This is a genomic window from Rhizobium sp. WSM409, assembly GCF_057653825.1.
Map to the genome: position 1 here is coordinate 2,299,169 of NZ_CM172794.1, position 26,264 is coordinate 2,325,432.

25 protein-coding genes and 1 pseudogene are annotated in these 26,264 nt (G+C 60.9%); 6 read left to right on the forward strand and 20 right to left on the reverse strand.

Annotation, left to right across the window (positions count from 1 at the left end):
- Positions 1-57: 57 nt before the first annotated feature.
- The 4 genes from AC25BC_RS11525 to AC25BC_RS11540 form a co-directional block, all read right to left on the reverse strand.
- A complete protein-coding gene (locus tag AC25BC_RS11525) occupies positions 58-1,080 on the reverse strand; it encodes a porin (RefSeq protein ID WP_487778555.1) in 1,023 nt (340 codons plus the stop codon).
- A gap of 706 nt (positions 1,081-1,786) precedes the next feature.
- Entirely contained in the window at positions 1,787-2,275 is a 489-nt protein-coding gene (locus AC25BC_RS11530; RefSeq protein WP_003540387.1) for an Lrp/AsnC family transcriptional regulator, read from the reverse strand.
- Between the two features lie 69 nt (positions 2,276-2,344).
- Entirely contained in the window at positions 2,345-2,977 is a 633-nt protein-coding gene (locus AC25BC_RS11535) for a uracil-DNA glycosylase family protein (protein WP_128438409.1), read from the reverse strand.
- 4 nt (positions 2,978-2,981) lie between these two features.
- Positions 2,982-3,539 carry a thermonuclease family protein gene (locus tag AC25BC_RS11540; protein WP_012757787.1) on the reverse strand — a complete coding sequence of 186 codons (558 nt, stop codon included), beginning with the start codon at positions 3,537-3,539 and terminating at the stop codon, positions 2,982-2,984.
- 106 nt (positions 3,540-3,645) lie between these two features.
- Here AC25BC_RS11540 and AC25BC_RS11545 point away from each other — a divergent pair, with 106 nt between their 5' ends.
- A complete protein-coding gene (locus AC25BC_RS11545; RefSeq protein ID WP_128438408.1) occupies positions 3,646-5,181 on the forward strand; it encodes a sensor histidine kinase in 1,536 nt (511 codons plus the stop codon).
- A gap of 1 nt (position 5,182) precedes the next feature.
- Here AC25BC_RS11545 and AC25BC_RS11550 read toward each other — a convergent pair whose 3' ends face one another.
- Positions 5,183-5,566 carry a diacylglycerol kinase gene (locus tag AC25BC_RS11550; protein ID WP_017994335.1) on the reverse strand — a complete coding sequence of 128 codons (384 nt, stop codon included), beginning with the start codon at positions 5,564-5,566 and terminating at the stop codon, positions 5,183-5,185.
- Positions 5,567-5,692: 126 nt separating this feature from the next.
- Positions 5,693-6,709, reverse strand: a complete 1,017-nt coding sequence (gene cobT / locus AC25BC_RS11555) for a nicotinate-nucleotide--dimethylbenzimidazole phosphoribosyltransferase (protein WP_017994336.1) — start codon at positions 6,707-6,709, stop codon at positions 5,693-5,695.
- 156 nt (positions 6,710-6,865) lie between these two features.
- Here cobT and AC25BC_RS11560 point away from each other — a divergent pair, with 156 nt between their 5' ends.
- The 5 genes from AC25BC_RS11560 (at position 6,866) to AC25BC_RS11580 (ending at position 10,310) form a co-directional block, all read left to right on the forward strand.
- Positions 6,866-7,648, forward strand: coding sequence for an adenosylcobinamide-GDP ribazoletransferase (locus AC25BC_RS11560; RefSeq protein ID WP_012757791.1), 783 nt, complete (start codon positions 6,866-6,868; stop codon positions 7,646-7,648).
- An 18-nt stretch (positions 7,649-7,666) separates the two neighbouring features.
- Entirely contained in the window at positions 7,667-7,885 is a 219-nt protein-coding gene (locus tag AC25BC_RS11565) for a DUF1289 domain-containing protein (RefSeq protein WP_012757792.1), read from the forward strand.
- On the forward strand, positions 7,882-8,583 hold the full coding sequence (locus AC25BC_RS11570; RefSeq protein WP_012757793.1) for a TIGR02281 family clan AA aspartic protease: 702 nt from the start codon (positions 7,882-7,884) through the stop codon (positions 8,581-8,583). Before AC25BC_RS11565 ends, AC25BC_RS11570 begins: the two co-directional genes overlap by 4 nt.
- Positions 8,584-8,848: 265 nt before the next feature.
- Positions 8,849-9,286 carry an EamA family transporter gene (locus AC25BC_RS11575; protein WP_012757794.1) on the forward strand — a complete coding sequence of 146 codons (438 nt, stop codon included), beginning with the start codon at positions 8,849-8,851 and terminating at the stop codon, positions 9,284-9,286.
- A gap of 100 nt (positions 9,287-9,386) precedes the next feature.
- Positions 9,387-10,310: a LysR family transcriptional regulator gene (locus AC25BC_RS11580; protein WP_012757795.1), complete on the forward strand. Its 924-nt coding sequence runs from the start codon at positions 9,387-9,389 to the stop codon at positions 10,308-10,310.
- Here AC25BC_RS11580 and AC25BC_RS11585 read toward each other — a convergent pair.
- The 14 genes and pseudogenes from AC25BC_RS11585 to AC25BC_RS11650 form a co-directional block, all read right to left on the reverse strand.
- A complete protein-coding gene (locus tag AC25BC_RS11585; protein WP_128438407.1) occupies positions 10,273-11,010 on the reverse strand; it encodes an SDR family oxidoreductase in 738 nt (245 codons plus the stop codon). The two genes, AC25BC_RS11580 and AC25BC_RS11585, sit on opposite strands and share 38 nt — an antisense overlap.
- Before the next feature lie 113 nt (positions 11,011-11,123).
- Positions 11,124-11,298: pseudogene (locus AC25BC_RS11590) on the reverse strand (ABC transporter permease); the annotation flags it as partial.
- Positions 11,299-11,410: 112 nt separating this feature from the next.
- Positions 11,411-11,836 (reverse strand): hypothetical protein, encoded by a 426-nt coding sequence (locus AC25BC_RS11595; RefSeq protein WP_128438406.1) that lies wholly within the window; start codon positions 11,834-11,836, stop codon positions 11,411-11,413.
- 76 nt (positions 11,837-11,912) lie between these two features.
- Entirely contained in the window at positions 11,913-12,674 is a 762-nt protein-coding gene (locus AC25BC_RS11600; protein WP_012757797.1) for an ABC transporter permease, read from the reverse strand.
- The gene (locus AC25BC_RS11605) at positions 12,671-13,597 is read right to left on the reverse strand and encodes an ABC transporter ATP-binding protein (protein WP_012757798.1); all 927 of its coding nucleotides are present in this window, start codon (positions 13,595-13,597) and stop codon (positions 12,671-12,673) included. The genes AC25BC_RS11600 and AC25BC_RS11605 overlap by 4 nt, the downstream gene beginning before the upstream one ends.
- 511 nt (positions 13,598-14,108) lie before the next feature.
- A complete protein-coding gene (locus AC25BC_RS11610; protein WP_017994343.1) occupies positions 14,109-15,722 on the reverse strand; it encodes a glycoside hydrolase family 43 protein in 1,614 nt (537 codons plus the stop codon).
- A 94-nt stretch (positions 15,723-15,816) separates the two neighbouring features.
- Complete coding sequence (gene mgrA / locus AC25BC_RS11615; protein WP_012757801.1) at positions 15,817-16,848, reverse strand: L-glyceraldehyde 3-phosphate reductase; 1,032 nt, start codon at positions 16,846-16,848, stop codon at positions 15,817-15,819.
- Between the two features lie 358 nt (positions 16,849-17,206).
- Positions 17,207-18,340 (reverse strand): Gfo/Idh/MocA family protein, encoded by a 1,134-nt coding sequence (locus AC25BC_RS11620; protein ID WP_012757802.1) that lies wholly within the window; start codon positions 18,338-18,340, stop codon positions 17,207-17,209.
- A gap of 9 nt (positions 18,341-18,349) precedes the next feature.
- Positions 18,350-19,111, reverse strand: coding sequence for a sugar phosphate isomerase/epimerase family protein (locus AC25BC_RS11625; RefSeq protein ID WP_012757803.1), 762 nt, complete (start codon positions 19,109-19,111; stop codon positions 18,350-18,352).
- A gap of 37 nt (positions 19,112-19,148) precedes the next feature.
- A complete protein-coding gene (locus AC25BC_RS11630) occupies positions 19,149-21,608 on the reverse strand; it encodes a beta-mannosidase (protein ID WP_012757804.1) in 2,460 nt (819 codons plus the stop codon).
- Positions 21,609-21,835: 227 nt separating this feature from the next.
- Positions 21,836-22,927, reverse strand: coding sequence for an ABC transporter ATP-binding protein (locus AC25BC_RS11635; protein WP_012757805.1), 1,092 nt, complete (start codon positions 22,925-22,927; stop codon positions 21,836-21,838).
- 4 nt (positions 22,928-22,931) lie between these two features.
- Complete coding sequence (locus tag AC25BC_RS11640) at positions 22,932-23,876, reverse strand: carbohydrate ABC transporter permease (RefSeq protein ID WP_012757806.1); 945 nt, start codon at positions 23,874-23,876, stop codon at positions 22,932-22,934.
- A complete protein-coding gene (locus tag AC25BC_RS11645) occupies positions 23,869-24,774 on the reverse strand; it encodes a carbohydrate ABC transporter permease (protein WP_012757807.1) in 906 nt (301 codons plus the stop codon). The genes AC25BC_RS11640 and AC25BC_RS11645 overlap by 8 nt, the downstream gene beginning before the upstream one ends.
- Positions 24,775-24,957: 183 nt before the next feature.
- Positions 24,958-26,193 (reverse strand): ABC transporter substrate-binding protein, encoded by a 1,236-nt coding sequence (locus tag AC25BC_RS11650; RefSeq protein ID WP_012757808.1) that lies wholly within the window; start codon positions 26,191-26,193, stop codon positions 24,958-24,960.
- Between the last annotated feature and the right edge of the window lie 71 nt (positions 26,194-26,264).

Genomic DNA, 26,264 nt, shown 5'->3' on the forward strand with positions numbered 1-26,264 from the left:
ATCAGAAACTGATTTAAGTGCTCCCGGTCCGAAGACCGGGAGCATCCACTAAGTGGATTAGAACGAACGCTGCAGACGGAAGTAGCCCGTCGTGGAGTTGTCACCATCATCCGGATCGAGGTACTGAACCGAAGCCTTGGCGTAGAAGTTGTCGACGATCTGGTAATCAACCGTCAGACCGACCTTCCAGGCATCGCCGAGACCGTCGAAGTCATCCGGAACGGCCTTGTCGCCGCCGAAGTAGTTGCCGTAGTACTGAACGGCCGGCGTGATCTTCAGCTTGTCAGTTGCCTTGATTGCGTATTCGGCAGCAACAGCCCATTCAGCCGAAGAGTAGTAGGAGTTCGGGCCGGAAGAGTATACGCCGGCGAGGCCGAGCGTACCGGGACCGATGTCAACCGTGCCCATTGCACGGACAGCACCGTCTTCGTTGTCGACGTCATAGCCACCGGTGATCTGGTAGCTGAACGCACCGGCAGTGCCACCAACGCCGAAGGCAACGCCAACGTTGTTGGCTTCTTCGTCGGCCTTGTAGACGCCGTCTTCCAGTTCGTCGACGCTGAGGCCAGCGTAGAAGGTGCCGCTTTCATACTGATAACGGATGGAGTTGTGCAGCGTTACAACCGAGCCGATGTCGTCGGTTTCGCCGGAGAGACCATCGTCCCACCAGCTGTAGAACAGACCGGCGCGGAAGCCCGCGACGTCGAGGTAAGCGGAGTCGAGAATGGCGTCCTGATCGGTGGCGTTGTCAGCATTGAACTGCATGACGATGACGCCGGTCAGCGGACCATACTCGGTGTCGCTCTTGGCCGTGAACTGAACCTGACCGCGGGTGACGGCATCCCAGTCCGAATCGCCGCCGACATCTTCGCCAACGTTAACCTGGAAACGGATGTAGCCTTCGATCTTGAGGCAGGTTTCGGTGCCCGGGATGTAGAAGTAGCCGGTGCCGTAAGCGTCGCAGACGCGAACATATTCAACCGGTTCCGGCTCAGCAGCAACAATAGCGTCAGCTGCAAGAACCGGCGTCGATGCAGCAAATGCTGCTGCTGATGCAAGCAAAACCATTCTGATGTTCATTTACCAATCCATTCCTTTGTCGATCGGGGCTAGCTTCAGATCGGGTAGTCGATTTGAAGCCGGCCCAGTTTGAACAGCCATCTCGGCGTGCGGATCGATCGAACCGCCAAACCGTCATCACATACAAGGACCTATCAAGCAATTCTCGATACACGCCAGGTGGGCTCCTTCGAGCAACTTTCCCCGGTGACGTGATTTTTATACAACAACTTCAAATATTTAGGCGAAAAACACGACAAACGGCTCCGCGACGGAAATCCTCCATCGCAAGCCGCAAAACGCTACACCCCATCTGTCAAATTCTCCACCGCTCGACCCCCGTCGAACATACTGGTGAAGCGCATAAACTCTACCGCCGGCTAACAAGCACAAACAAGGCAGCGGTTTAGAACATGGTGTTCTGAATTCGATACCAATGAGACGAAATTATGACATATCGCCCCGTGGTTTCATCAACCATAACCCCGGAATCCTTACCAGGCTATTCACTTTTCCAGGAATTTGGGGCGATTTGAGCGTTTTTTTGCTATTTTTGAGGCTTTTTTTGCAATCGCCGACCGCACTGGCCAAAACTTGGTTTTGCGGAACCGGCATTCCCGCTTGCGGCCAGAACACACCCAATAGGTATATCCCCGGTCAGACTCACGCGTGGTCCCAGTCTTCGGATTTGGCATTATCGCGTGCGGTCATGACCGCACGCTTGACCTCAATCCTCGTTGGATTTGGCATTGTCGAGAATCATGTAGTCGAGCGGCAGCTGCGTCGAATACTTGATCTGCTCCATCGCAAAGGCGGAGGAAACGTCGCGAATCTCAATCTTGGCGATCATCCGCTTATAAAAAGCGTCATAGGCGGCAATATCAGGCACGACGACTCGCAGGAGATAATCGACATCGCCGCTCATCCGGTAGAATTCGACCACTTCGGGGAATTCGGCGACCACCTCGGAAAAGCGGCGCAGCCATTCAATCGAATGGGTGGCGGTGCGAATCGACACGAAGACGGTGACCTTGGTGTTGACCTTCTCCGGATCAAGGATGGCGACTCGGCGCTTGATGACGCCGTCTTCTTCCATTTTCTGGATGCGCCGCCAGCATGGCGTCGTCGAAAGCCCCACTTTCTTGGCGAGATCGGCAACGGCAAGCGTCGAATCTTCTTGCAGAAGACGCAGTATTTTTCGGTCGAGGCGGTCCATGCGCACAACAGTCCTTTCGAATTATTTTCTTTGTATAACTCGATTCCGTGCAACTAAAAGAATTTTGTTTCAGGAAAGCAGCATTTTCGTCCGTTCCTGCAAGACCGGGAGCAATTCTTCCTCGAACCAAGGATTGCGCTTCAGCCAGCCGCTGTTGCGCCAGCTCGGGTGCGGCAGCGGCAGCACCGCCGGCGATCGGTTGGACAGAAAACAGTCACGCCATGCCCGCACCGTCTCGGTCATATTGTCCCGCCTTTCACCGGCCATATGCCAGGCCTGCGCATATTGGCCGATGACCAGCACCAGTTCGATCTGCGGCATGGCCGAGATCACCCTTTGCCGCCAGAACGGCGCGCATTCACGCCGCGGCGGCAGATCCGCGCCCTTGTCGTCGTAGCCGGGAAAGCAGAAGCCCATCGGCACGATAGCGAATCGGTCGCGGTCGTAGAAGCTTGCCCTGTCAACACCGAGCCATGATCGCAGGCGGTCTCCCGATGCATCGTCGAACGGCAGGCCGCTCTCATGCACCCGAAGCCCGGGCGCCTGCCCGGCGATCAGGATGCGCGCGTTCGATGAGATCACCACCACTGGCCCCGGCTCGTGCGGCAGCCGGTGTTCGAGGCCTTTTCCCGGTGCGTCTCGACAGATGCGACAGGAGCCGATCTCCTGCCGCAGCATCTCCAGCATGGCTTCGTCGCTCATGACTTTACTCCCATCCGACAGCCTGCCCGATAAAGCGCAGGACGCCGTCGAAACCGGAACTCTGGCGCGCATGGTCGCGCACATCGCGTGGCCGCTCGAAAGTCCCGGCCCAGAGGCCCGCCTTCTGGCCCTTTGCCTCGGCCTCCTCTTTGCCATAATCGCCATAAGAAATGGCCATGCCCCGGCGCACCATGGCGGCATTGATGTCGCCGCCCGCCCCGCTCCGGCAGACGACGAGCAGCCTGTCGTAGCGGTCGCGCCGGCTGCCCTGACAAACAGTTCCCGATGCCAGCACCATATCCTGCAGCGCCTCGCGCGCCGCGCGCCCGCAGGCCCAGGCCTTCCCCGCCCGCTCGCAGCTTTGGTTGAGCTCCGGCGCATCGATGCCTTCGAGGCGCAACCGTTCGCCTCCCAACGCCAGACTGTCACCGTCGGCAGCATGAAAGGCGCCGGCATGCTCGATTTTTGCTGCATCGTTGAGCTTGGCGGCGATCAGCGCCACGAGCACCAGCAGGGCAAAAGCGGTCACGCCGTCGCGAATCAGGCGCAGGCCCCGTGTCACGCTTTCGCCTCCTTAAAAAACAAATCCTTGGCAAAGATGGCAAACATCTTCTTAAGAATTGTCGGTTAAGCTCTTATCCACCCTGGGATGAAGTTTCAACGTGCACATGAGTACCGGCGTAAGCACATCGACCGACAAGATCATCGTCGACAGGTCGCGCAGCCACCGCAACAAGGCCGTTTCCAAGGCCGTGCGGCAGACGCGCGAACGTCTTCAGTCCGGTCATGCGTCAAATTCCTCCTTCGATCGTGACGTGCTCAACATGTATGTGGCATCGGTGCTGCAGAGCGCGTCGCTCATGCCGCTCTTCGTCGTCATCATCACCGCGCTTGGCGTCTATTTCACCCAGAACACCCAATTGCTCTTCTGGGCGCTGCTGACGCTCACCTGTCATACCGGCAATATCCTGCTGGCGCGCCGCGCCCGCCGGCAGGAAATCACCTCCGAGAACGCCCGCGAATGGCGCCGCCTGCTGCTCTCCGGCCAGTTCCTGCTCGGCTGCTGCTGGGCCGTCTTCGCGCTGCAAGGCTGCGACACCTGCGAGCCATCGAGTTTCATTCTCTATAAGGGCGCGACGCTGCTGATCGCGCTCTCCGTCACGGCGATGTCGAACTTCATGCTGACGCCTGCCGTGCTCGCCGCCTTCTCACCGGCGGTCCTGGCGCTCGCCGCCAAGAGCGGCCTGTCGCGCGACCTGCTCGAAATCAGCCTGACGGTGGCCTTCACCACCACTCTTGTCTTCTTCAATTATATCAGCGACCGGCTCTTCAAGTCGAACCTCAGGATTCTCTCATATCAGTCGGAGAAGGACGACCTGATCGCAGAGCTGGAAGTGGCGAAATCGATGTCGGACGAGGCTCGCCGCCGCGCCGAAGAGGCGAACCTCGCCAAGTCGCGCTTCCTTGCCTCCATGTCGCACGAGCTTCGAACGCCTCTCAACGCCATCCTCGGCTTTTCCGAGGTGATGTCGGCCGAAGTCATGGGGCCGCTCGCCAATCCGACCTACAAGGAATATGCCGGCGATATCCACCGCTCCGGCCAGCATCTGCTCGATCTCATCAACGAGATCCTCGACCTGTCGCGCATCGAGGCCGGCAAATACGAGCTGAGCGAGGAGGCGATTTCGCTTCTCGATATCACCGAAGATTGCATCGGCATGGTCCAGCTGCGCGCCCGCGCCAAGAACATTGCCATTTCGGACCAGTTCGAGCGGCAGCTGCCGGCCATCTGGGCCGACGAGAAGTCGATGCGCCAGGTGGTGCTCAACCTTCTCTCCAATGCGGTCAAGTTCACGCCGCAGGGCGGCGAGATCCACGTTAAGGTCGGCTGGACAGCTGGCGGCGGCCAGTACATCTCGATCAAGGACAACGGCCCCGGCATTCCGGAAGAAGAGATTCCCGTCGTCCTGTCGGCCTTTGGCCAGGGCTCGATCGCCATCAAGAGCGCCGAACAGGGTACCGGCCTCGGCCTGCCGATCGTCCAGGCGATCCTTGCCAAACATGACGGACAGTTCCTGCTGAAATCGAAACTGCGCGAGGGCACCGAGGTCATCGCCATCCTGCCCGCCAAGCGTGTGCTCCAGAGCCTGCCGGCCGTCGAGGAGGCTCACGCCGTTGCGCGCAAGCGCAAGAGTTTTGCCTGAATCAGCTAAAGAACAGCTGCTTTCCGAGGACGAAGCCGAGATAGAGGCAGCAGGCGGCAATCATGCAGGTTACCGCGAAGGAGCCGAGATCCTTGGCATGTTTGCCGACAATCGAAATCTCCGGCGAAATCCGGTCGATCACCTCTTCAACGGCCGTATTCATCGCCTCCATCGAAAAGAGCCCGAGAAACAGAAGCACCGCGACGACGATCTCGCCCGCAGTGGCTCCCACCAGCGCCAGCGCCGCGATCGAAGCGATGAAAAAACCGAGTTCCTGACGGAAGGCCGCCTCTTTCAGCACCCGCAGAAAGCCTGCCCAGGAATAGCTGGCGGCGGCGATGAAATGCCGAAGTCCGGTCTCTTTCGTCACCGCAGGCTTCATCAAGATGCCCTTCCTCTTCCTGTTGCATCAAACCGGGGAGCCTCCCCATCAATGAGCGAATACGCAAATACCGAATCCATTTGGGCGGCGCAAGCGAACGCGCGCGGATCGACGGCGCCCACTGCGGCCTTAATGCTTATTCGACACACCCGCCTGGGCGAAGGTCGCCATGCCGGAATGACAGGCGGCGGCCGCCTTGACGATACCGGCGGCAAGTGCGGCACCGGTGCCTTCGCCGAGCCGCATGCCAAGCGCCAGAAGCGGCGTCTTGCCGAGCATCTCGATTGCGCGAAGATGTCCGGGCTCGCCGGAGACATGGCCGATCAGGCAATGATCGAGCGCGGACGGATTGGCGGCCTTCAGGATCGCCGCCGCGGCGGTCGCGACATAACCGTCGATCAGCACCGGGATGCGCTCCATGCGGGCCGCAAGAATGGCGCCGGCCATCGCAGCGATCTCGCGGCCGCCGAGCCGGCGCATGATCTCCAGCGGATCGTCGAGATGGTCGCCATGCAGCGCCACCGCCTTTTCCACTGCCGCGATCTTGCGCTCCAGCATCTCGCCTTCCGAACCGGTGCCGGGTCCCACCCAGTCGCGCGCCGAACCGCCGTAAAGCGCATAGTTGATCGCCGCCGCAATCGTCGTATTGCCGATGCCCATCTCGCCGATGCAGAGCAGGTCGGTGCCGCCGGCGATCGCCTCCATGCCGAAGGCCATGGTCGCGGCGCAATCGCGCTCGGAAAGTGCTGCCTCCTCGGTGATGTCGCCGGTGGGATAATCGAGCGCCAGATCGAAGACTTTCAATCCGAGATCATAGGCGACACAGATCTGGTTGATCGCCGCACCGCCGGCTGCAAAGTTCTCGACCATCTGTTGCGTCACCGTTGGCGGAAAAGGTGTGATCCCCTGCCTGGTGACGCCGTGATTGCCGGCAAAGATCGCCACCAGCGGCCGGTTGACGGCAGGTGTGCGGCCCGTCCAAGCGGCAAGCCAGAAGGCGATCTCTTCGAGCCGTCCGAGCGCACCCGGCGGCTTGGTCAGCTGCGCGTCACGTTCGCGCGCCGCCACCAGCGCGCGGGCGTCCGGCCCCGGCAGGTCGCGGAGCAGGGTACGGAAATCGTCGAACGGCAGGCCTGAAACGCTCATCTGTGCGGTTTTCCTATAAATCCGGGTATTCTTGTTTTTTCCCCGCAAATCAGCTTCTTTGCGGATGGAAACTCTCTTAAAGCGGGCGGACGAGGCGAACAACTCCAAAAGCGCAGCCGAGACCATAAGCCGAGACCTCCGGCAGAACGAAACAGAATGAAGATCAAGGACTATGCGGTCGATACCGCCCGCGCCGTCGCCTTCCTCAGCCGCATTCCCATGCGGCAATCGCTGTTCAAAGGTTATGACGGCAGGCTCGGCCCGCTGGTGCGCTCCTTTCCCTTTGCCGGCATCGTCATCGGCTTCATCCCCGCACTCGCCCTCTTCCTCCTTTTGGGGCTGCGCGCCGATCCGCTGATGGCAGCCCTGATCGCGCTTTCCGTCCAGGTCCTCGTCACCGGCGCGCTGCACGAGGACGGTCTGGCCGATACGGCCGACGGCATCGGCGGCGGCAAGAGCCGCGAACAGAGCCTGCTCATCATGAAGGATAGCCGGATCGGCACCTATGGCGCGATAGCCCTGATCCTCTCCTTCGCGATCCGCGCAGCCGCACTTGCCGCCATCGCCCGCCATTCCTCGCCGCTCACTGCTGCCCTCGCCATTCCCGCCGTCGCGGCTCTCAGCCGTGGCGCCATCGCCTGGCACTGGCAGCGGTTGGCACCGGCAAAGGCCGATGGCGTGGCCGCCTCGACCGGCCAGCCGGACGAGGCGGCGATGCAGTTTGCGCTCGCCTCGGCCGGCCTCGTCGCAGCGCTTCTGATCTGGCCGGCATTCGGCCTGCGGCCGCTGGTCGCAAGCCTGCTCGCCACCGGCATCGCAGGGTTTGCCTTCACCGCCTTCATCCGCCGCAAGCTTGCCGGCCACACCGGCGATACGCTGGGCGCGACGCAGCAAATTTGCGAGATCGCCACTCTTTGCGCCCTTGCCACGGCCCTTTGAAACTCCGATATATCGCTCATGCAAACACCCTGCATTCACGTCTGCTCGCTGGAACCCACCACCGGATTTTGCGCCGGATGCGGCCGGACTCTTCAGGAAATCGGCAGCTGGATGAGTTATTCCGACACCGAGCGAAGACGGATCATGGCGCTGCTGCCGGCAAGGCTCGCAGGCGCCGCCACGCCGTCGAACCGTATGAAAACGAGCCTCGCCGGTGGGCCGGAGCGGCCTTTATGATCCGTTTGACCGTCTTCCTCGTCGTGATCGGCATCGGCCTTGCCGTGCTGATTGTCAACAATGACAACAGCCGCATCCTTGGTCTGCAGAGCGATGACTTCGGCCGCGTCGTCTATCTGCTGCCGATCGCGCTGATGTTGTCGGCCGGCATCTGGGCGAGCCGGCGCAGCATCGGCGAAACGATGCGCCAGATGATGATCTGGCTGGTCATCATCCTGGCGCTCGTGACCGTCTACCTCTATCGCCAGGAAGCGCTCGGCGTCGGCAACAGGCTGCTCGCCGGCCTCGTTCCCGGCCGCGCCGTCGTCGTCACCACAAGCGAGGGCGGCCAGGAGATCATCCTGCACAAGCTGCTGAACGGCCATTTCCAAGCCGATGTCGCAGTCAACGGCCAGACGATCGAGATGCTTGTCGATACCGGCGCCAGCATGGTGGCGCTGTCGCGCGAAGATGCCGAACGCATCGGCATCGACCTCTCCCGCCTCACCTATTCCATGACGGTCATGACCGCCAACGGCCGCGGCCGCGCAGCACCCGTCACGCTCGACCAGGTAGCGATCGGCCCGATCGTCCGCAACAATGTCGCAGCCAGCGTCTCCGAGGATGGCCGGCTCGACCAGAGCCTGCTCGGTATGAGCTTCCTGGAAACGCTGGGCTCGCTGCAGATGCAGACCGACGAACTCCGCATGCGCAACTAATTGCGGCTCCACCGCTTTACGGCGACGAGCGGATCTGGCAGCTTGAGCGCAAGAACAACAAGACCACAAAGAACAATAAGAAACTCCTGCCGCATAATTCCTTAAATCGGAATCGATTTAAGGAATTATGCAACAATTCAAAGTGCTACAGCGTCCTTTGCGCGTCTGAAAAGACGCGCGGCGCTGTAGTCTGGTGGCACCGCATGTTCGACCGGCCTTCGCCCGCGGCGAGGCCTTGACCCATGGGTGCGACAGGAGCTTCGCAATGAATTCACTCTGGCCGATCGTCATCGGCGGCGCTCTGCCGGCCCTGTTCTGGGGCATTACCGCCATCTTCCAGAAGCAGAGCGCCACATCAGCCACCGGCTCCGCTGTCTACCTGATCGCCTTCGGCGCCGCCTGTGCGTTGGCTGGGCTAATTGCCGCCCTGATTTGGCGCCCTGCCCCCTGGACCGCCGAAGGTCTCGGCTTTGCCGCCACCGCAGGCGCCTGCTTTGCCGTCGGCACCGGCCTGATCAGCTTTGCGCTTTTCACTTACGGTGTTCCCGTCTCGAAACTCGCGCCGATCTGGAGCTGCAACGTACTGGTGACGCTGGCGATCGGCGCCGTCTTTCTCGGCGAAGCCTCCGAGCTCGACGTAATGAAGCTCGTCGCCGGCACCCTCCTCATCATCTCGGGCGCCCTTCTCGTCAGCAGCGCTTGACGGGGACTGGTGCGCCGCCACATGCTCCTGCGTTGCAGCGCCTTCTGCTTTGTTGATATCCTGCGTCCAGGCGCCTCTGCGCGCCGTACCGGAGCTCGACATGAACCCACGACAATTGAAGACATTCCTTGCGGTGATCCGGCACGAAAATCTCACGCGCGCCGCTGCCGAGGTCAATCTCGCTCAGTCAAGCCTCAGCGACCAGATACAGGCGCTGGAAGAGGAACTGGGCGCAGAACTCTTCCTCCGCTCCCGGCAGGGCGTCGTCCCGACAGCGGCAGGTTCGGTCCTCAAGGCTTACGCCGAAGAGATACTGGCGCTGAACGACGAAGCGAATGCCGCCGTCAGCGCCGCAGCCGGCAGTGCGGAGCAGTCCGTCACCTTGGGCACGCTCGAAACCATCGCCGCCGAAAGACTGGCGCCGTGGCTGTCACTCTTTCGCAAGAAGAACCCAGACGTCGGCCTCAAGCTCAAGGTCGGCGGCAGCGGCGAATTACTTGCGCAATTGCAGCACGGCTCGATCGACGTCGCCTTCACCTTCGATCGCGGGCAGCAGGATGAGCGCTTCCTGACGCGCCGCATCTGCAGCGAACCGCTGGTGCTGATTGGCGGTCGCGATTCGCAAGCTCGGCTACCTGCAAGCCTCGCGGCACTGAGCACCGCCCCCTTCGTCGCCACCGAAACCGGCTGCGTCTACCGTCACCTGTTCGACACTGCCTTTGCCGAAGCGCAGATTGCAGCACCATCAATCGTCACCGAAGCCGGCAGCATCGCGACGATCATCCGGCTCGTCGCATCCGGCACCGGTTATGGCCTCGTACCGCGCCTTGCGGTCGGCCCGGCCGCAACACGGGGCGACGTCGTCGAACTACCATGGCCGGGCAATCCACCTGCCGCTTCACTGGTGATGATGTGGCGGCGCAGGCGCGTGCAGCCGCCGGCGCTTACCCTCTTGCTGCAATCGGCAAGCGAAGAACTCTCGCCGCTCAGACCAGCCGATGCCCGCCTTCGACATGCAGGATAGTGCCTGTCGTGAAGCCGTTGCCGATCAGGAAGCGGATCGCATCGGCAATATCATCGGGCCGTCCAACGCGTCCGGCCGGCAGGCGCTGTGCCATCGCATCAAGCGTTGCCTGCTTGGCCTCGCCGGCGACGAAGCTCCAGATCGGCGTGTCCACCCATCCGGGCGACACCGCGTTGATCCGGATCGGCGCCAGTTCAACAGCAAGCGCCCTGACCATGCCTTCGAGCGCCGCATTGACGGCTGCGACCACCGATCCACGCGCCGCCGGCCGGTAGGCCGCGACACCTGACGTATAGGTGATCGATCCTGACGGCGGCAAATGGGCGGCACCATATTTTGCCAGCAGCAGCGGCCCGTAGATTTTGCTTTCGACCACCCTTTGCGCCGCCGCAAGCTCGATCTTAGGCAGTAGCTGATAGGCGCCTTCGATATCGGCCGTCGTGCTGACGATGTGATCGACCCGCCCACTATTGCGGAACAGCGTCGCGACCTCTTCCTCGCGCGATATATCAACGGCGACCGTCGCCAATCCAGGATGCTCGCCGAGATCGCGGCGGGCCGCCGCTAGCTTATCTTCACTGCGTCCTGCGATCGTTACCGCCGCCCCTTCCCCGAGCAAGCGCCTCGCCAGCGCCAGCCCCATTCCGGAACTGCCGCCAACAATAATGATCCTCGCGCCTTCGATCCTGATATCCGTCATCTGCCATCTCCTTCTCGGCTGATGCAGCAGATGCCTCGGATCAGAGCGAAAGAAAAACGGAAGAAACCGATGGCGTCATCGGGTTTTCCGATGGCGCGTGTTCGGGTGATTGATCAGTTCCGCAGCCGGTAGTCGGTCTTGAAGATCCAGGCGAGCGTTCCCAGGCAGATCACCAGGAACACCGTGATCATCGCCAGGCTGATCGCCGGGTTGACGTCGGCGATCCCGTAAAAACTCCAGCGGAAGCCGCTGAAGATAGGGCACCGGGTTGAAGTGGCTGGCGGCACGACTCGGCGAAGCCTCCGAGCTCGACATAATGAAGCTCGTCGCCGGCATCCTCCTCATCATCTCGGGCGCCCTTCTCGTCAGCAGCGCCTGACGGAAAACTGGCGCAATGCGCTCAGTACGAGATGAGGACTTCACCGATCCTCGGGCGTTGCCTTGCAACCAGCAGAGTCGTGACACCAGAGTCAGCCTCACCGGACAAAATATCGACGGTAGCACGCCGACCGAAGAACTCGATCCGTGATCGCAAATTCCGGAAGGAACAAGAATTGGGTGAGCAATGGATGCTCAATTCACCATGCGCCTCTGAGCCCGAAAACACTGTAATTGCAAGATTAATGCCGAGATCGTCATGCTTGGCGAGACTGCATGTGTCGTCGGGAAGGCATGACACCTCGGCAGAGAAAGGCTCTTTTCCCTCGACCACCACAGCAAAGGTAACCTTGACGGGATGGGCGGCCTCCTGCGATGGGCCTTGCTGCGGTGCTAGGTAATAGATGGATGCGATTGCGAGGCATCCAAGCACATTGCTGCTGACCATCAGATTGCCCCATGACCGATGACCTCTTGCTGAGCAATCTTTCATGTTGAAATTGCGGCACTTCCTGAGGGCCGGATCAGTTGCGCAGCCGGTAACCGGTCTTGAAGATCCAGGCGAGTGTTCCCAGGCAGATCACCAGAAACATCGTGATCATCGCCAGGCTGATCGCCGGATTGACATCGGCGATCCCGTAAAAACTCCAGCGGAAGCCGCTGACGAGATAGAGCACCGGGTTGAGGTGGCTGACCGCCTGCCAGAAGGGCGGCAGCATGCTGACCGAATAGAAGCTGCCGCCGAGAAAGGTCAGCGGCGGCACGACCAGCATGGGAATGAGGTTCAGCTGTTCGAAATTGCCGGCCCAGATGCCGATCATGAAGCCGAACAGGCTGAAGGTAATCGCCGTCAGCAGGAAGAACAGGATCATCATGAAGGGATGCTCGATCCTGACGTCGACGAAGAGATTGGCAGTCAGGAGAATGATGAAGCCGATCAGCATCCCCTTGGTCGCCGCCGCCCCGACATAACCGAGCAGGATCTCCGTCATCGCCACCGGCGCGGAAAGTACCTCGTAGATCGTGCCGGTGAATTTCGGGAAATAGATGCCGAAGGAGCCATTGCTGATGCACTGGCCAAGCAGCGTCAGCATGATCAGGCCGGGCGTGATGAAGGCGCCGTAGGACACGCCCTCTACCTCCTGAATGCGTGATCCCACAGCGGCGCCGAAGACGATGAAATAGAGCGAGGTCGAGATCACGGGCGAGATGACGCTCTGCAGCAGCGTGCGGCGCGTGCGCGCCATCTCAAAGAAATAGATCGATTTGACGGCCTCGATGTTCATTTTTCCGCTCCCACCAGCGCCACGAAGATGTCCTCGAGCGAGCTTTGCCGCGTCGAGAGATCCTTGAAATGGATATTGTTCTCACCGAGCCGGGTCAGCAGGGCCGCGATGCTTTCCTGTTCGTTGCCAGCGTCGAAATCATAAGTCAGCCGGTTGCCGTCTGCTTCCAGCGTCAGCCCATTGCCGGCAAAACAATCCGGCAGGCGGCTGAGCGGTTCGGTGAGATCGAGGATGAGTTGCTTGCGGCCGAGCTTGGCCATCAGCGCCGCCTTGTCCTCGACGAGCAGCAACTTGCCGCCATTGATGACGCCGACACGGTCAGCGATTTCCTCGGCCTCTTCGATATAGTGGGTAGTCAGAATGATGGTGACGCCGGAGGCCCGAAGCTCTTCAACGACATGCCACATGTCCTTGCGCAACGTCACGTCGACGCCGGCGGTCGGCTCGTCGAGGAAAAGAATTTCCGGCTCATGGGAAAGCGCCTTGGCGATCAGCACCCGCCGCTTCATGCCGCCGGAGAGCTGGCGCAGCATATTGTCCTTCTTGTCCCACAACGAGAGCGCGCGCAGCACCTTCTCGATATGGGCAGGATTGGCCTTCTTGCCGTGCAGTCCACGCGAAAAGCTCACCGTATTGAACACCGTCTCGAACTGATCGGTGGTCAGCTCCTGCGGCACCAGCCCGATCATCCCGCGGGTGGCGCGGAAATCCTTCACGACGTCGTGGCCAGCAACCAGCACCCGGCCGCGGCTCGGATTGGCGATGCCGCAGATGATCGAGATCAGCGTCGTCTTGCCCGCACCGTTCGGCCCGAGCAACGCCAGGATCTCGCCTTTTTCGACGTCGAGATTGATGCCCTTCAGGGCCTCGAACCCATTGGCATAGGTCTTGGTGAGGTTCTGAACGGAAATGATGGGGGCCATGCGGTACTCTTGCGGATTCTCGGAAGTTACTTCGGCCGCTATATAGTCCCTTTGTAACGCTTTAACATCCTTAAGCCATGAACACTGCATTCACGCTGCTAACACAGTTGGCCCGCTGACCCGCTGACCTGCTGACCTGCTGACGCGGCGAAGTAGCCGGCATCGGGTTTTCGCGAGGAGAAGCCCCTTACGGCGAAAAGAAAGGCGGCTGCCGCTTTCAGATGTCATCATCCGGTGATCTTCGTGTCCGATAAGAGAGCCGAGGTCAGCACCGGCATCCGCCCCACCGCCACCCCTTTGCGGAGCCGTCTCCGGGTGTTCTCGTTGCGCCCCATTTTTGCTGCCTCGGCCATGTAGTCAAAGTTATTGTTCAGTCACGAAGTGCTTGGAACCGGCCAGTATCCCCTGTTCAGCCGCGTTCGTCTTAGCCGGCCCTGCGCCGGCTTTCTTTTTTCGTTCCCCACCTCATTCTTTCTGTAGTCCACCGTGGATGAAAGCGACTAGGTGCCCCTCACAACTCATCGTAATTGAACCAGTCAAAATCCGCGGCCTTCGCCCGGCCCGACGTATCGAAGGCAAACACGCCGGCGAAAGCGCCGGTGAAGGAGCCGTGTTCGCCGCGGCCGCCTTCGTCGGAAATCACGCCGGCGTCGAGGACCGGGCCGATCGGCTGCCAGGCGCCCTTGCCTTCGGTCTGCCAGAAGAATTGCAGGTCGTTCTCGCGGATTTCCATGGCAAGCTGGACGCGGCCATCGGCGGCAATCGAAACCCCGCTGTCGGCGGGAAAGCTCAGCCGGCCGTTCGGGTAGTCGCCGTTGCAGGAGAGGATCGTCACGCAGCGGCCGAGTGTTTCGTGCAACGTCACCGCGACGGCGTGGAATTTGTGGCGGTTGTAGTAATGCGTCAGCCCCGCAACCTGCTGATAGGTGTCGGGCGAGAAGTCGATCACGGTCTCGGCGCGGAAACTGTGATGCTCCTGGCGGCGGGCAACCAGCGACTGTTCGAACCAGGAGCCGATGCTTTCGCGCGCAATCAGGCGCAGATGGCCGGGACGATCCGTCAGGTTGAAGATGCGCGCGGGCTCTGGCGTGCGCAGCCATTGGAAATCGGCGGGCAACGTGCCGCCATCGAAGCTGTATTCGCTGCGCATCGGCTTTTCCACCGGCGCCGCGCCAAAGAGGCCTGGCACATCGACATCGGGCACCGAGGTGCCGTTTTCAAGATAGAGCCAGTCATCGTCGCGCCAGACGCATTTCTGCAAGGATGTCTCGCGCCCCAGCGTGCAACGTCGTTTCGGCGGTAGCGGCCGGCCGCAGAGATGGGTGTGATAGGCCTCGCCCTCCGGCGTTTCGACATATTGGCCATGACCTGCCCGCTGTAATACCGCGCCTGGATGATCCTTGGAGGTGATGAGATGCATGTTCGGATGCATCTCATAGGGCCCGTCGATATTACGCGACCGCGCCATGGTGACGGCATGGTCGTAGCCGGTGCCGCCCTCGGCGGTGGTCAGATAGTACCAGCCATTGCGCTTGAAGAGATGCGGGCCTTCGACGAGGCCGAGCGGGCTGCCGGCGAAGATGTTCTTGATTGGCCCCTTCAGCGCCTTTGCCACCGGATCCCATTCCTGCAGCAGGATGCCGTCGAAGGCCGGCGATTTCGGCGAGCCGCCATAGCTTTCGGTGCGGTGGTTCCACTGCATGTTGACGAACCACTTGCGGCCGTCATCGTCGTGGAAGAGCGAGGGATCGAAGCCGGAGGAATTCACATAGACCGGCTCGGACCAATCGGCCTCGATCGTAGGTGCCGTGACGATGTAGTTCGGCGCATCCTTGAAATTGCCGTCGTAGCGCTTGACGTCGGTATAGACCAGCCAGAACTGCCCGTCGGCATAGGACAGGCACGGCGCCCAGATGCCGCAGCTATCGGGATTGCCGCGCATGTCGAGCTGCGATCTGCGCTCCAGCGGCCGGCGCACCAGCGTCCAGTTCACCAAGTCGCGCGAATGGTGGATCTGCACGCCGGGATACCATTCGAAGGTCGAGGTGGCGATGTAATAATCCGCGCCGACGCGGCAGATCGACGGATCGGGATTGAACCCGGGCAGGATGGGATTGCGGATCATGACAGGGTCTCCTCCGACCGGCGGTGCTTTGCTGTACGTACATCAGATTATAGCAGAAAAAGGCCCGGAAGACTTGCCTCCGGGCCTGAGATGACTATTCGCGTTCGGCGGACTTGGCCCAGAGGTTGATGTCGGCCTCGCGGGCATAGACGTCGATCTCAGCCAGTTCCTCGACGGTGAATTCGAGATTGTCGAGCGCCTTGACGCAATCGACGATCTGCGACGAGCGGCTGGCGCCGATCAGAGCCGAGGTCACACGGCCGCCGCGCAGTACCCAGGCGATCGCCATCTGCGCCAGCGTCTGGCCGCGCCTTTCGGCGATCTCGTTGAGCTTGCGGATATTGTCGATAATTGAAGGGCGGATGTAGTCGCGCTTGAGAAAGTGGTTCTGCGCCGCTCGGCTGTCTTCGGGAATGCCGCCGAGATATTTCGTCGTCAGCATGCCCTGGGCGAGTGGCGAGAAGACGATCGAGCCCATGCCGACCTCATCCAGCGTATCGAGCAGCCTGTCGTCCTCGACCCAGCGGTTGAGCATCGAATAGCTCGGCTGGTGGATCAGGCACGGCGTGCCGAGATCCTTCAGGATCTTTGCAGCTTCGCGCGAGCGCTGCGAATTATAGGAGGAAATGCCGACATAGAGTGCCCGGCCGGAACGGACGATATGGTCGAGCGCGCTACAGGTCTCTTCCAATGGCGTTTCCGGGTCGAAGCGGTGCGAATAGAAGATGTCGACATAGTCGAGGCCCATGCGCTTCAGGCTCTGGTCGCAGGAGGCGATCAGATACTTGCGGCTGCCCCATTCGCCGTAAGGGCCGGGCCACATGTCGTAGCCGGCCTTGGAGGAGATGATCAGCTCGTCGCGAAGCCCGACAAATTCGGTGCGCATGATTTCGCCGAAGGCGGTCTCGGCGCTGCCGGGAGGCGGGCCGTAATTGTTGGCGAGGTCGAAATGGGTGATGCCGAGGTCGAAGGCCGTGCGGCACATGTCGATTTTGCGGTCATGCGGCGTGTCGCCGCCGAAATTGTGCCAAAGGCCGAGCGAGACGGCCGGCAGCTTCAGGCCGGAACGGCCCGTGCGGTTATATTTCATTTTCGAATAGCGGTCTGCGGCTGGTTGCCAGCTCATCTGAATGTCTCCTTGATAAAATAGCTATATGGTCGTCATGCGACATTATCGGCCCAAGAGATTGCCGACACCTGCCTCTCATCCGGCTGCCGCCACCTTTGCCTGGGTCGAGCCACGTGTCCCGACCCGCCCTTCGGACCCCCGTAAACGGGGCGAAGGGACATGCCGCGCCGTCTTCCTCAACCTCAACCTCGACGCTGCGTTTGGCACGTCCCCTCTCCCCGTTTTTTTTACGGGGAGAGGGTTAGGGTGAGGGGCAGCCATCGGCGCGAACCGCACAGCCGTGGGACAGGCCCGAGGTTGACGAAACTATTGTAACAAGCGCGCCGATACGGCAAGCCCAAGGCGCGCGTGCTCTCTACTTCAGAAGCGCCTGCGCTTCTTCGATGCCGAGAGCCGCCGGCTGCGTGCAGGTCGTGGTCAGGTCGATGAACCGGCCCTCCTCGCCCGATTTCAGGATCGAGGTCATGACGTCGACGCCGTGCAGCGTGCGGTCGAGCGAGCAGCGCGCGTCGCGTCCCTCGATCAGCGACATCGCCATGTCGGCAAGGCCGGCGGTGCGGTAGTTGGCGCGCGATCCGTTCGGGCTTTCCTGGTTGATCTTGCCGAACGGATGCTCCCAGGCATCGAGCGGCTTGATGTCCTTGTCGCGGCCGCTTGCCTCAACGGTGCCGCCGAAGAAGTTCGGGTCCGGCACGTAGAGCGAGCCGTCGGTGCCGTAGAGCTCCATATTGGCATGCCGATGCGACCACACGTCCCAACTCGCCGTCAGCGTCACGGTGGCGCCGTTGACGAATTCGAGCAGCGCCTGGATCGTCGTCGGCGTCTTGACCGGGATGATCTCGCCGTTGCGCGGCTGGCTGGTGATGGTGCGGGTGGGCGACGCCATCGAGGTCATGCCGCCGACACGTTTGACCGGGCCGATCAGGTTGATCAGGTTGGCGATGTAATAAGGGCCGAGATCGAGGATCGGGCCGCCGCCCGGCAGAAAGAAAAAGTCCGGGTTCGGATGCCACATTTCCATACCAGGGCTCATCACGTAACAGGCGCCCGAGGTCACCCGGCCGATGCCGCCGTCATCGATGAACTTGCGGGCGAGCTGATGGGCGCCGCCGAGGAAAGTGTCGGGCGCGCAGCCGACGGCAAGGTTCTTTTCTTTGGCAATGCGGCGAAGCTCCTCGCCCTCTTCCACTGAGAGCACCAGCGGCTTTTCGGAATAGACGTGTTTTCCGGCCTCGAGGATCGCCTTCGATACCCGGAAATGCGCATCCGGGATCGTCAGATTGACGACGACGTCGATCTCGTCATTGACGAGAAGCTCGTCGATCGTCTGCGCTTTGACGCCATATTCCTTGGCGCGCGCCTCGGCCGCCTGCGCGTTGATATCGGCGCAAGCCAGCACCTTAAGCCCCTTGAAGAGCGGTGCCAGCGAGAAGTAGGTGGTGGAGATGTTGCCGCATCCGATGATGCCGACGCCAAGTTCCCTGGTCATGATGAAGCCTCAGTAGCTCTGGAAGGATGCGATCGAGCGGCTGATATTGCGGTCGATGTCATTCGGGTTATCGTGTTCGACGACGTAGTGCTTGGCCTTGGTGGCGCGCAACGCTGTCATCAGCCTGGCCCACTCGACCTTGCCGTGACCGACATCGGCCCATCCGCTCTCATCCGTCGCTTCGCCGGCCGGTGCGATGTCCTTGACATGCACGGCGGTGATGCGCGGTCCGAGCTTCGCGATCCAGGCGAAGGGATCGGCGCCGCCGCGGATGACCCAGGCGATATCGGCTTCCCAGGAAATGTCGGGCGCGCCTTCGAAGATGTGCTCGATCGGCCGCGAGCCGTCCTGCAGCTTGAAGAATTCGAAATCATGATTGTGCCAGCCGAATTCGTAGCCGGCAGCCTTGTAAGGCTTGCTGATTTCCTGCAGGCGCTTGCCGAAGGCGGCCCAGCCGGCAGCGTCGGATGGCCGTTCCTCGGCCGCCAGATGCGGCGCATAGATCGAATCCATGCCGAGGATCTTGGCAATGTTCAGCGACTTCTGAACTTCCTTCTCCAGGAAATCGGGGCTGAAATGGCCGCTCGCCATGACCAGGCCATTCTTGTCGAGTTCAGCGCGAAGGCTCTTCAGCCCGGCATCGTCGAGATCGGCATAGATACCGCCGAAGCCCTCGACTTCGGCATAACCTGATTTGCCGAGCTTTTCGAAGATCGCCGAATAGGGCTGGAAGTTGCGGGCGCTATAGAGCTGGTAGCTGAGTTTCGTCATCATGTTCTCCTTGGGCCTCGTGCCCATTCTTGCAAGATCAATCCGCCGACTGGCAGGAATACAGGTCGTAGAACCGGAACTCCGGAAGCGCGCCACGATCAAGCGGCCGTGCCGGGGTAAAGGTGATGCGGCGGCTCTCGCCGGCCGCAAGATCGAAGGCGTTGTCGGAATATTTGCCGTCGGTCTCGGTTTCGATCATCACGAAAAGCGCAAGTCCCCTAGCGGTGACGTTTATGTCGACGGAGCCATTCTCCTCGACATAGTCGTGGGTGACTGTCAGCCCCGCAGGTTCCAGCTCCAGCGCCTTGTAGGTACCGTTGACATGGTGCCCCTCGCCGCCTGTGCCGTTCGACGCGGTGAAACGCCAGGCAAGCAACGTTCCCTCGGGAATATCGGAAACGTCGATGCTCGTGGCAGTGACGGCCGCATCCGGCGAACATATGGCCCGTACGTCTCTCAGGTGTCGGCGCTCGCCCTTCGTCGTCAGCAGCGAGATCGAAAGGTCGACACTGACATCGGCAAGCGTGTCGTTGACCAGCGAGAAACGGATCGTCTTGCCGTCGTCGGAAGGAATGGCCGCGACCGCGACCGGCTGGAAGAAGCGCTTGACGAGATAGTGCATCGCCTTCCAGCGGCCGCCATAGTCGAGGCTCGACCAGGAGGCGACCGGCCAGGTGTCGTTGAGCTGCCAGTAGATCGTGCCCATGCAATGGGGTTTGAGCGACCGCCAGTATTCCACCGCCGTCTTGATCGCCAGCCCCTGCTGGATCTGGGAGAGATAGACGAAGTTCGGAAAATCCTTGGGGAAGCGGAAATAACGGAACATCGTGCCGGCGATGCGCTCGTTGCCGCCGGCATTCTTCTGGTGCAGCTCCATGACCGGGGAAGCGATGTTCATGTCTTTCGCCTCGGCATAGGTCTTGATCACAGGCAGCGACGTATAGGACTGGAAGCCGAATTCCGAGCAGAAGCGTGGACGCACCGAGCGGTAGTTGTCGAACGACTTGTTCTCGTGCCAGACCGACCAGTAATGCATGTCGCCGGATCCGTCCGCATGCCAGGCATCGCCGAAATCGAGATAACCGGAAGCCGGGCTCGAAGGCCACCAGAGCGCGCCGGGCAGCGCCTTTTTCACTGCCTGCTCGATCGTGCGGTTGAGGCGATCATAGGAGACGAGATAGCGGTCGCGGTCTTTACGGGATTCCTCGAACCAGGTCAGTGCTCCGACCAGCTCATTGTCGCCGCACCAGAGCACGATCGACGGATGCGAGGAGAGCCGGCGCACCTGGAAATCGACCTCGATCGTCACATTGTCGAGAAAGTCCTCGGTCGAGGGATAAAGGTTGCAGGCGAACATGAAGTCCTGCCAGACCATAAGGCCCAGCCGGTCGCAGAGATCATAGAAATGATCCTGCTCATAGAAGCCGCCGCCCCAGACGCGGATCATGTTCATGTTGGCGGCTTTGGCCGATTGCAGCAGGTCTTCGGTCTTCTCGGGCGAAGACAGCGAAAACAGCGCGTCGGCCGGTATCCAGTTGGCGCCGCGGCAGAAGATCTCGCGGCCATTGACCTCGAAGGCGAAGCGACTGCCTGATGCATCCGGCGTGGTGATCAGCTCGATGGTGCGAAGACCGATCTGCTTGGTCACCTCATCAGTCGGCAATTCGACGGAAAGCCTGTAGAGCGCCTGCTCGCCACTGCCGGAGGGCCACCAGAGGCGCGGATTGTCGATATGGAAGAGGTGGTTGACATGCGTCTCGCCGTTGACGCCGACATCCAGGCGCACCCGCTCGCCGTCGAGGTCGAAATAGACCTGGGCAATGTCTGGCCCCTTTGAAAACAGCGTTGCCGTCACTTTGAGGTCCACCGAGCCGTCGTTATTGTGGGTCTGGCGGGTGACCACATGTTCGATGCGCGCGGTTTCGAGCTTCTTCAGCGCGATCGTCCCGTAGAGGCCGAGCGGGGCAATGGCAATGTTCCAGTCCCAGCCGAAATGGCATTGCGGCTTGCGCAGCATGTTGCCGTCGGGGATCGGCGAGTTGCCCGTGCTGTAGGGGATGTAGAAGGGCTGCTGCTTCTGTCGCGCAGCGCCGACAGCGACGTTGGAGGCGAAGACGATGCGGATGCTGTTGTCGCCTGATTTCAGCATGCTGGAAACGTCAGGACGATAGCGGCGGAAGCTGTTGTCGGCTTCGAGCGCCAGAAAACCGTTGACGTGGACGCTGGCAACCGTGTCGAGATAGTCGATATCGAGATACCAGTCGCCCTCGATCTCCTGAAGCGTGAAGCTGCGCTCGACTGCCCATTCGCGCTCGGCGACCCACTGCACCTTTTCCTCGTTGCGGCCGAAATAGGGATCGGGGATCAAGCTTGCACGGTGGAGCGCCGTGTGCACGTCGCCCGGCAGCATGATCGCGGTGCGGATCTTGCCGTCGACGGAGGCGAGCTGCCACGAACCGGAAAGGTCGATGTTGGGAGTAGTTGATCGATGCGTCACGATATCGTTTCCGATTTATGATTTTGAAAGAGACGGCGTTTGGTCGTCGTCCGGTCGTTGTCGTTCGTCAGGGCTCCTTCTGCCCGCCTCACTCTCGTCATCCTCGGGCTTGACCCGAGGATCCAGACCGCATCCACCAGCAGCCACGGGCATGGATCCTCGGCACAAGGCCGAGGATGACAGAGAGTGGAGGCCTCTCGCCGAATTCGCCCCGCCCGCAGAGTTCTCTAGAGACGCAGCTCGCTTTCGGCATCGAAGACCGAGGCGACCGTCATGTCGAAGCTGAGCTTCACCTTGGCTCCGACGTTGAAGCGGCGTGCGCCGTTGACACGTACCGACATCGTGTGACCGGCATGTTTCAGCCACAGCAGATTGTCCGCGCCCATCGGCTCCTCGATATCGACGGTGGCGTCATGTTCTTCGCCGCCGGTATTCTCGTTGACCTTGATGTGTTCCGGACGAACGCCGAGCACCACTTTGCGGCCGGGCTGCAGCGTCTCGCCAGCGTCGTAGTCAGCGAGCGAGAAAATGACGCCATTGGCCGAAAAAGCAATGCCGTCGCCTGATTTGACCAGCTCGCCGTGCAGGAAATTCATCGACGGCGAGCCGATGAAACCGGCAACGAACAGATTGCGCGGCCTGTTGTAAATCGTCGTCGGATCGTCGAGCTGCTGGATGATGCCGCTCTTCATGATGGCGATGCGGTCGGCAAGCGTCAGCGCCTCGATCTGATCATGGGTGACGTAGATCATCGTGTTCTTCAGCGACTGGTGCAGGCGCTTGATCTCGACACGCAGCTCCGAGCGGAGTTTGGCGTCGAGATTGGACAGCGGCTCGTCGAACAGGAAGACGTCGACATCGCGCACCAGTGCCCGGCCGATCGCCACGCGCTGGCGCTGGCCGCCGGATAGCTCAGCCGGCTTGCGCTTCAGCAGCGGCTGAATCTGCAGGATTTCGGAGGCACGCGCCACCCGCTTGTCGATCTCTGCCTGCGGCACCTTGGCGACGCGAAGACCGAAGGACAGGTTCTTCTCGACGGTCATCTGCGGATAGAGCGCATAGGACTGGAACACCATGCCGATGCCGCGGTCCTTCGGCTCTTCCCAGGTAACGTTCTTGCCCTTGATGAAGATCTGCCCTTCCGAGGCATCGAGCAGGCCGGCGATGCAATTCAGCAAGGTCGACTTGCCGCAGCCGGACGAGCCGAGGAGCACGAGGAATTCGCCGTCATTGATGTCGAGGTTGAGGTCCTTCAGTACGCTGACCGCACCGAAGTTCAGGGACAGATCCTTGATGGAGACGCTTGCATTCATATTCATGAGATCAACCCTTCACTGCGCCGGCGGCGATGCCGCGGACGAAAAGCCGCCCCGACACGAAGTAGACGATGAGCGGCACCAGACCCGTCAGGATCGTTGCCGCCATGTTGACGTTGTATTCCTTCACGCCCTGGACGGAATTGACGATGTTGTTGAGCTGTACTGTCATCGGATAGGTATCCGGCCGGGTGAAGACCACGCCGAACAGGAAGTCGTTCCAGATGCCGGTCACCTGCAGGATCATCGCGACCACGAAGATCGGCAGCGACATCGGCAGCATGATCCGCAGGAAGATCTGCCAGAAGCCCGCCCCGTCGACACGCGCCGCCTTGAACAGTTCCTCCGGCAGCGACACGAAATAATTGCGGAAGAGCAGCGTCAGGATCGGCATGCCGAAGATCGAATGCACGATGACGAGGCCGGTCAGCGTGCCGTAGATGCCGATTTCGCGCAGGATGATGACGATCGGATAGATCATTACCTGGTAGGGAATGAACGCGCCGACGATGAGGATCGAGAAGAAAAGCTCGGATCCTCTGAAGCGCCAGTTTGCCAGCGCATAACCGTTCACCGAGGCGATCGCGATCGAGATGATCACCGACGGCACCGTGATGCGCACCGAATTCCAGAAACCGCGCGACAGGCCATCGCAGTTGAGCCCGGTGCAGGCCTGCGCCCAGGCTTTCACCCAGGGTTCGAAGGTGATCTCCATCGGCGGCGAAAAGATGTTGCCGAGCCGGATTTCCGGCATGCCCTTCAGCGAAGTCACCACCATCACATAGAGCGGCAACAGATAGTAGAGCGCTGCGATGATCAGCGTGCCGTAGAGCATGATGTTACGCGCCGACACCGCCGGGCGCGGCCTGGGGCCGCTAGGGCCATCGCCGAGTTTAGGCGCCACGGCGTCGATGCCGGCGGCGGTGGTGTTGAGAGTTCCTACATCAGCCACGCTTGCGCCCTCCGCCGAATTCCAGATAGGCCCACGGAACGATAATGATCGCGACTGTGACGAGCATCATGGTCGAGGCAGCAAAGCCCTGCCCCAGGTTTTGCGCCTGGAACATGTAATCGTAGACATATTTCGCCGGCACTTCCGAGGAAATGCCCGGTCCGCCCGATGTCTGGGCGACCACGAGGTCGTAGACCTTGACGATGCCGGAGGCGATGATGACGATCGTGGTGATGAAGACCGGCCGCATCATCGGGATGACGATGAAGAGGTAGGTCCTCCACATCGGAATCCCGTCCACGCGCGCCGCTTTCCAGATATCCTCGTCGATCCCACGCAGGCCGGCGAGCATCAGGCACATGACGAGACCCGTTCCCTGCCAGAGTGCCGCGATCAGAATGCCGTAGATGACGATTTCAGGCGTATAGAGCGGATTGAAGGTGAAGCTCGTCCACCCGATCGAGCGCACCACCGCCTGAATGCCGAAATCAGGGTTCAGAACCCATTGCCAGACGAGGCCCGTCACGATGAAGGACAGCGCGAAGGGATAAAGAAAGATGGTGCGGAAGGTGTTTTCGAAGCGGATTTTCTGGTCCATCAGCGCGGCGAGCATGAAACCGATGACCAGGCTGAAGATCAGCGAGAGGATGCCGTAGACTGCCAGATTCTCGATCGCCGTCACCCAGCGGGGTGCCGCCCAGAGGCGCTGGTACTGATCGAATCCGACAAAGCTCAACCGCGGAAGGAGCTTGGAATTAGTGAAAGAATAAAAGATCGTCCAAAACGTGCCGCCGACAAAGATCACCAGCGCTGTGAGGATCATCGGGATAGACGCAATCTTGGCATTCAGATTGCGCAGTAACTTGTTTGGCCGGCCTGCTCGCGCTTGACCCGTCATAAACACTTCTCCTCAATCGCCACTGCGACAAGTAACAGAACGGCAAAACGCCGCCTGTCGTCTCCACCTCCGAAACCTGCTGAAGGTACCAGAGAGACGCCGCCGCGCGCCGGACCATCACCGATCGTCCGGAACGATCCGGCCCCCATGGGAGCCGGACCGCAAGGGCAGCGAATCTGCCGATCAGTCAGCAGAAGCGATGATCCCGGCGAAACGCTTCTGAGCGTCTTCCGGCGTCATCGATGGGTTGGCGAAGAATTCGGAGAAGAGGTCTTCCTTCTGCTTCTGGCTGTCGGCCGAAAGCAGCTGGTCGGTACCTTGGATCACGTTGCCCTTGGCCAGGATTTCGAGACCCTTCTTCATGCAATCGTTGGCGGCGGCGAGATCGACGTCGCCGCGAACCGGCAGAGAACCCTTCTTCAGGTTGAAGGCAACCTGGGTCTTGGGATCGAGCAGGGTCTTGGCAAGCACGGCCTGCGCCTTGGACTTTTCCTCGTCCTTCAGCAGCGGGAAGTAGAAGGCGTCGCCGCCAGTCGAGATGATCTCGTTCACGCCGAGGCCCGGCAGGCAGGTATAGTCGGTACCGGCCTTCTGACCGGCGAGCGCGAACTCACCCTGCGCCCAGTCGCCCATGATCTGACCGCCGGCCTTGCCTGTGATGACAAGGTTGGTGGCTTGGTTCCAATCCTGGACGTTGCTGCCTTTGGCCATGCGCCGAGCGTCGTCGGCCGCCTTGAACACCTTGGCGATTTCGGGACCGGCGGCAACTTCCGCATCCTTGTCCTTGAAGACCTTGTTGAAGGTATCCTTGCCGGCGACGGCAACCATCAGCACGTCGAAGGCGCCAGTCGCCTGCCACGGCTGACCGCCGACGGCGAGCGGAATGATGCCGGCCTTTTCGAGCGCCGGAGCGGCGGCGACGAACTCGTCCCAGTTCTTCGGAACTTCGACGCCGGCCTTCTTGAAGGCGGCGTTCGACAGCCACAACCACTGCCAGGAGTGGATGTTGACGGGAGCGCAATAGATCTTGCCGTCGATGGTGCAGGAATCGAGCAGGCTCGACGGACGAACGATGTCCTTCCAGTGCTCGGCAGTCGCCACATCCGTCAGATCGCGCATCAGCCCGGCCTGAACGAGTTCCTCGGCCTGGCGGCCATGGTTGAACTGGGTGGCGCCCATTGGGTCGCCGCCGGTGATGCGGCTGATCATGATCGGACGGGCAGTGCCGCCGGAACCGGCGATAGCACCGTCGACCCAGTGGTTGCCGGTAGCGTCGAATGCCTTTGCCAGTTCGGCGACGGCAGCTGATTCGCCGCCCGAAGTCCACCAATGCGTGACTTCGAGATCGGTGGCATTTGCGGCGCCGAACGGAAGCGCGACCGAAGCGGCAAGTACGGCCGCCAATATACGGATTTTCATGAGTTCTCCTCCCTCACTGAAACGTTGCCGGAAAAACTTAGATCAATCGATTTCTCCACGCAACTGCCCGC

Bases quoted from the DNA above. Each gene is read 5' to 3' on its own strand.
- AC25BC_RS11650 (WP_012757808.1), bottom strand. From the start codon at position 26,193: ATGAAAATCCGTATATTGGCGGCCGTACTTGCCGCTTCGGTCGCGCTT.
- AC25BC_RS11645 (WP_012757807.1), bottom strand. From the start codon at position 24,774: ATGACGGGTCAAGCGCGAGCAGGCCGGCCAAACAAGTTACTGCGCAAT.
- AC25BC_RS11610 (WP_017994343.1), bottom strand. From the start codon at position 15,722: ATGATCCGCAATCCCATCCTGCCCGGGTTCAATCCCGATCCGTCGATC.
- AC25BC_RS11560 (WP_012757791.1), top strand. From the start codon at position 6,866: ATGAAGATCAAGGACTATGCGGTCGATACCGCCCGCGCCGTCGCCTTC.
- AC25BC_RS11585 (WP_128438407.1), bottom strand. From the start codon at position 11,010: ATGACGGATATCAGGATCGAAGGCGCGAGGATCATTATTGTTGGCGGC.
- AC25BC_RS11595 (WP_128438406.1), bottom strand. From the start codon at position 11,836: ATGGTCAGCAGCAATGTGCTTGGATGCCTCGCAATCGCATCCATCTAT.
- cobT (WP_017994336.1), bottom strand. From the start codon at position 6,709: ATGAGCGTTTCAGGCCTGCCGTTCGACGATTTCCGTACCCTGCTCCGC.
- AC25BC_RS11605 (WP_012757798.1), bottom strand. From the start codon at position 13,597: ATGGCCCCCATCATTTCCGTTCAGAACCTCACCAAGACCTATGCCAAT.
- AC25BC_RS11525 (WP_487778555.1), bottom strand. From the start codon at position 1,080: ATGAACATCAGAATGGTTTTGCTTGCATCAGCAGCAGCATTTGCTGCA.
- mgrA (WP_012757801.1), bottom strand. From the start codon at position 16,848: ATGAGCTGGCAACCAGCCGCAGACCGCTATTCGAAAATGAAATATAAC.
- AC25BC_RS11625 (WP_012757803.1), bottom strand. From the start codon at position 19,111: ATGACGAAACTCAGCTACCAGCTCTATAGCGCCCGCAACTTCCAGCCC.
- AC25BC_RS11600 (WP_012757797.1), bottom strand. From the start codon at position 12,674: ATGAACATCGAGGCCGTCAAATCGATCTATTTCTTTGAGATGGCGCGC.
- AC25BC_RS11620 (WP_012757802.1), bottom strand. From the start codon at position 18,340: ATGACCAGGGAACTTGGCGTCGGCATCATCGGATGCGGCAACATCTCC.
- AC25BC_RS11535 (WP_128438409.1), bottom strand. From the start codon at position 2,977: ATGAGCGACGAAGCCATGCTGGAGATGCTGCGGCAGGAGATCGGCTCC.
- AC25BC_RS11575 (WP_012757794.1), top strand. From the start codon at position 8,849: ATGAATTCACTCTGGCCGATCGTCATCGGCGGCGCTCTGCCGGCCCTG.
- AC25BC_RS11565 (WP_012757792.1), top strand. From the start codon at position 7,667: ATGCAAACACCCTGCATTCACGTCTGCTCGCTGGAACCCACCACCGGA.
- AC25BC_RS11570 (WP_012757793.1), top strand. From the start codon at position 7,882: ATGATCCGTTTGACCGTCTTCCTCGTCGTGATCGGCATCGGCCTTGCC.
- AC25BC_RS11580 (WP_012757795.1), top strand. From the start codon at position 9,387: ATGAACCCACGACAATTGAAGACATTCCTTGCGGTGATCCGGCACGAA.
- AC25BC_RS11545 (WP_128438408.1), top strand. From the start codon at position 3,646: ATGAGTACCGGCGTAAGCACATCGACCGACAAGATCATCGTCGACAGG.
- AC25BC_RS11635 (WP_012757805.1), bottom strand. From the start codon at position 22,927: ATGAATATGAATGCAAGCGTCTCCATCAAGGATCTGTCCCTGAACTTC.
- AC25BC_RS11530 (WP_003540387.1), bottom strand. From the start codon at position 2,275: ATGGACCGCCTCGACCGAAAAATACTGCGTCTTCTGCAAGAAGATTCG.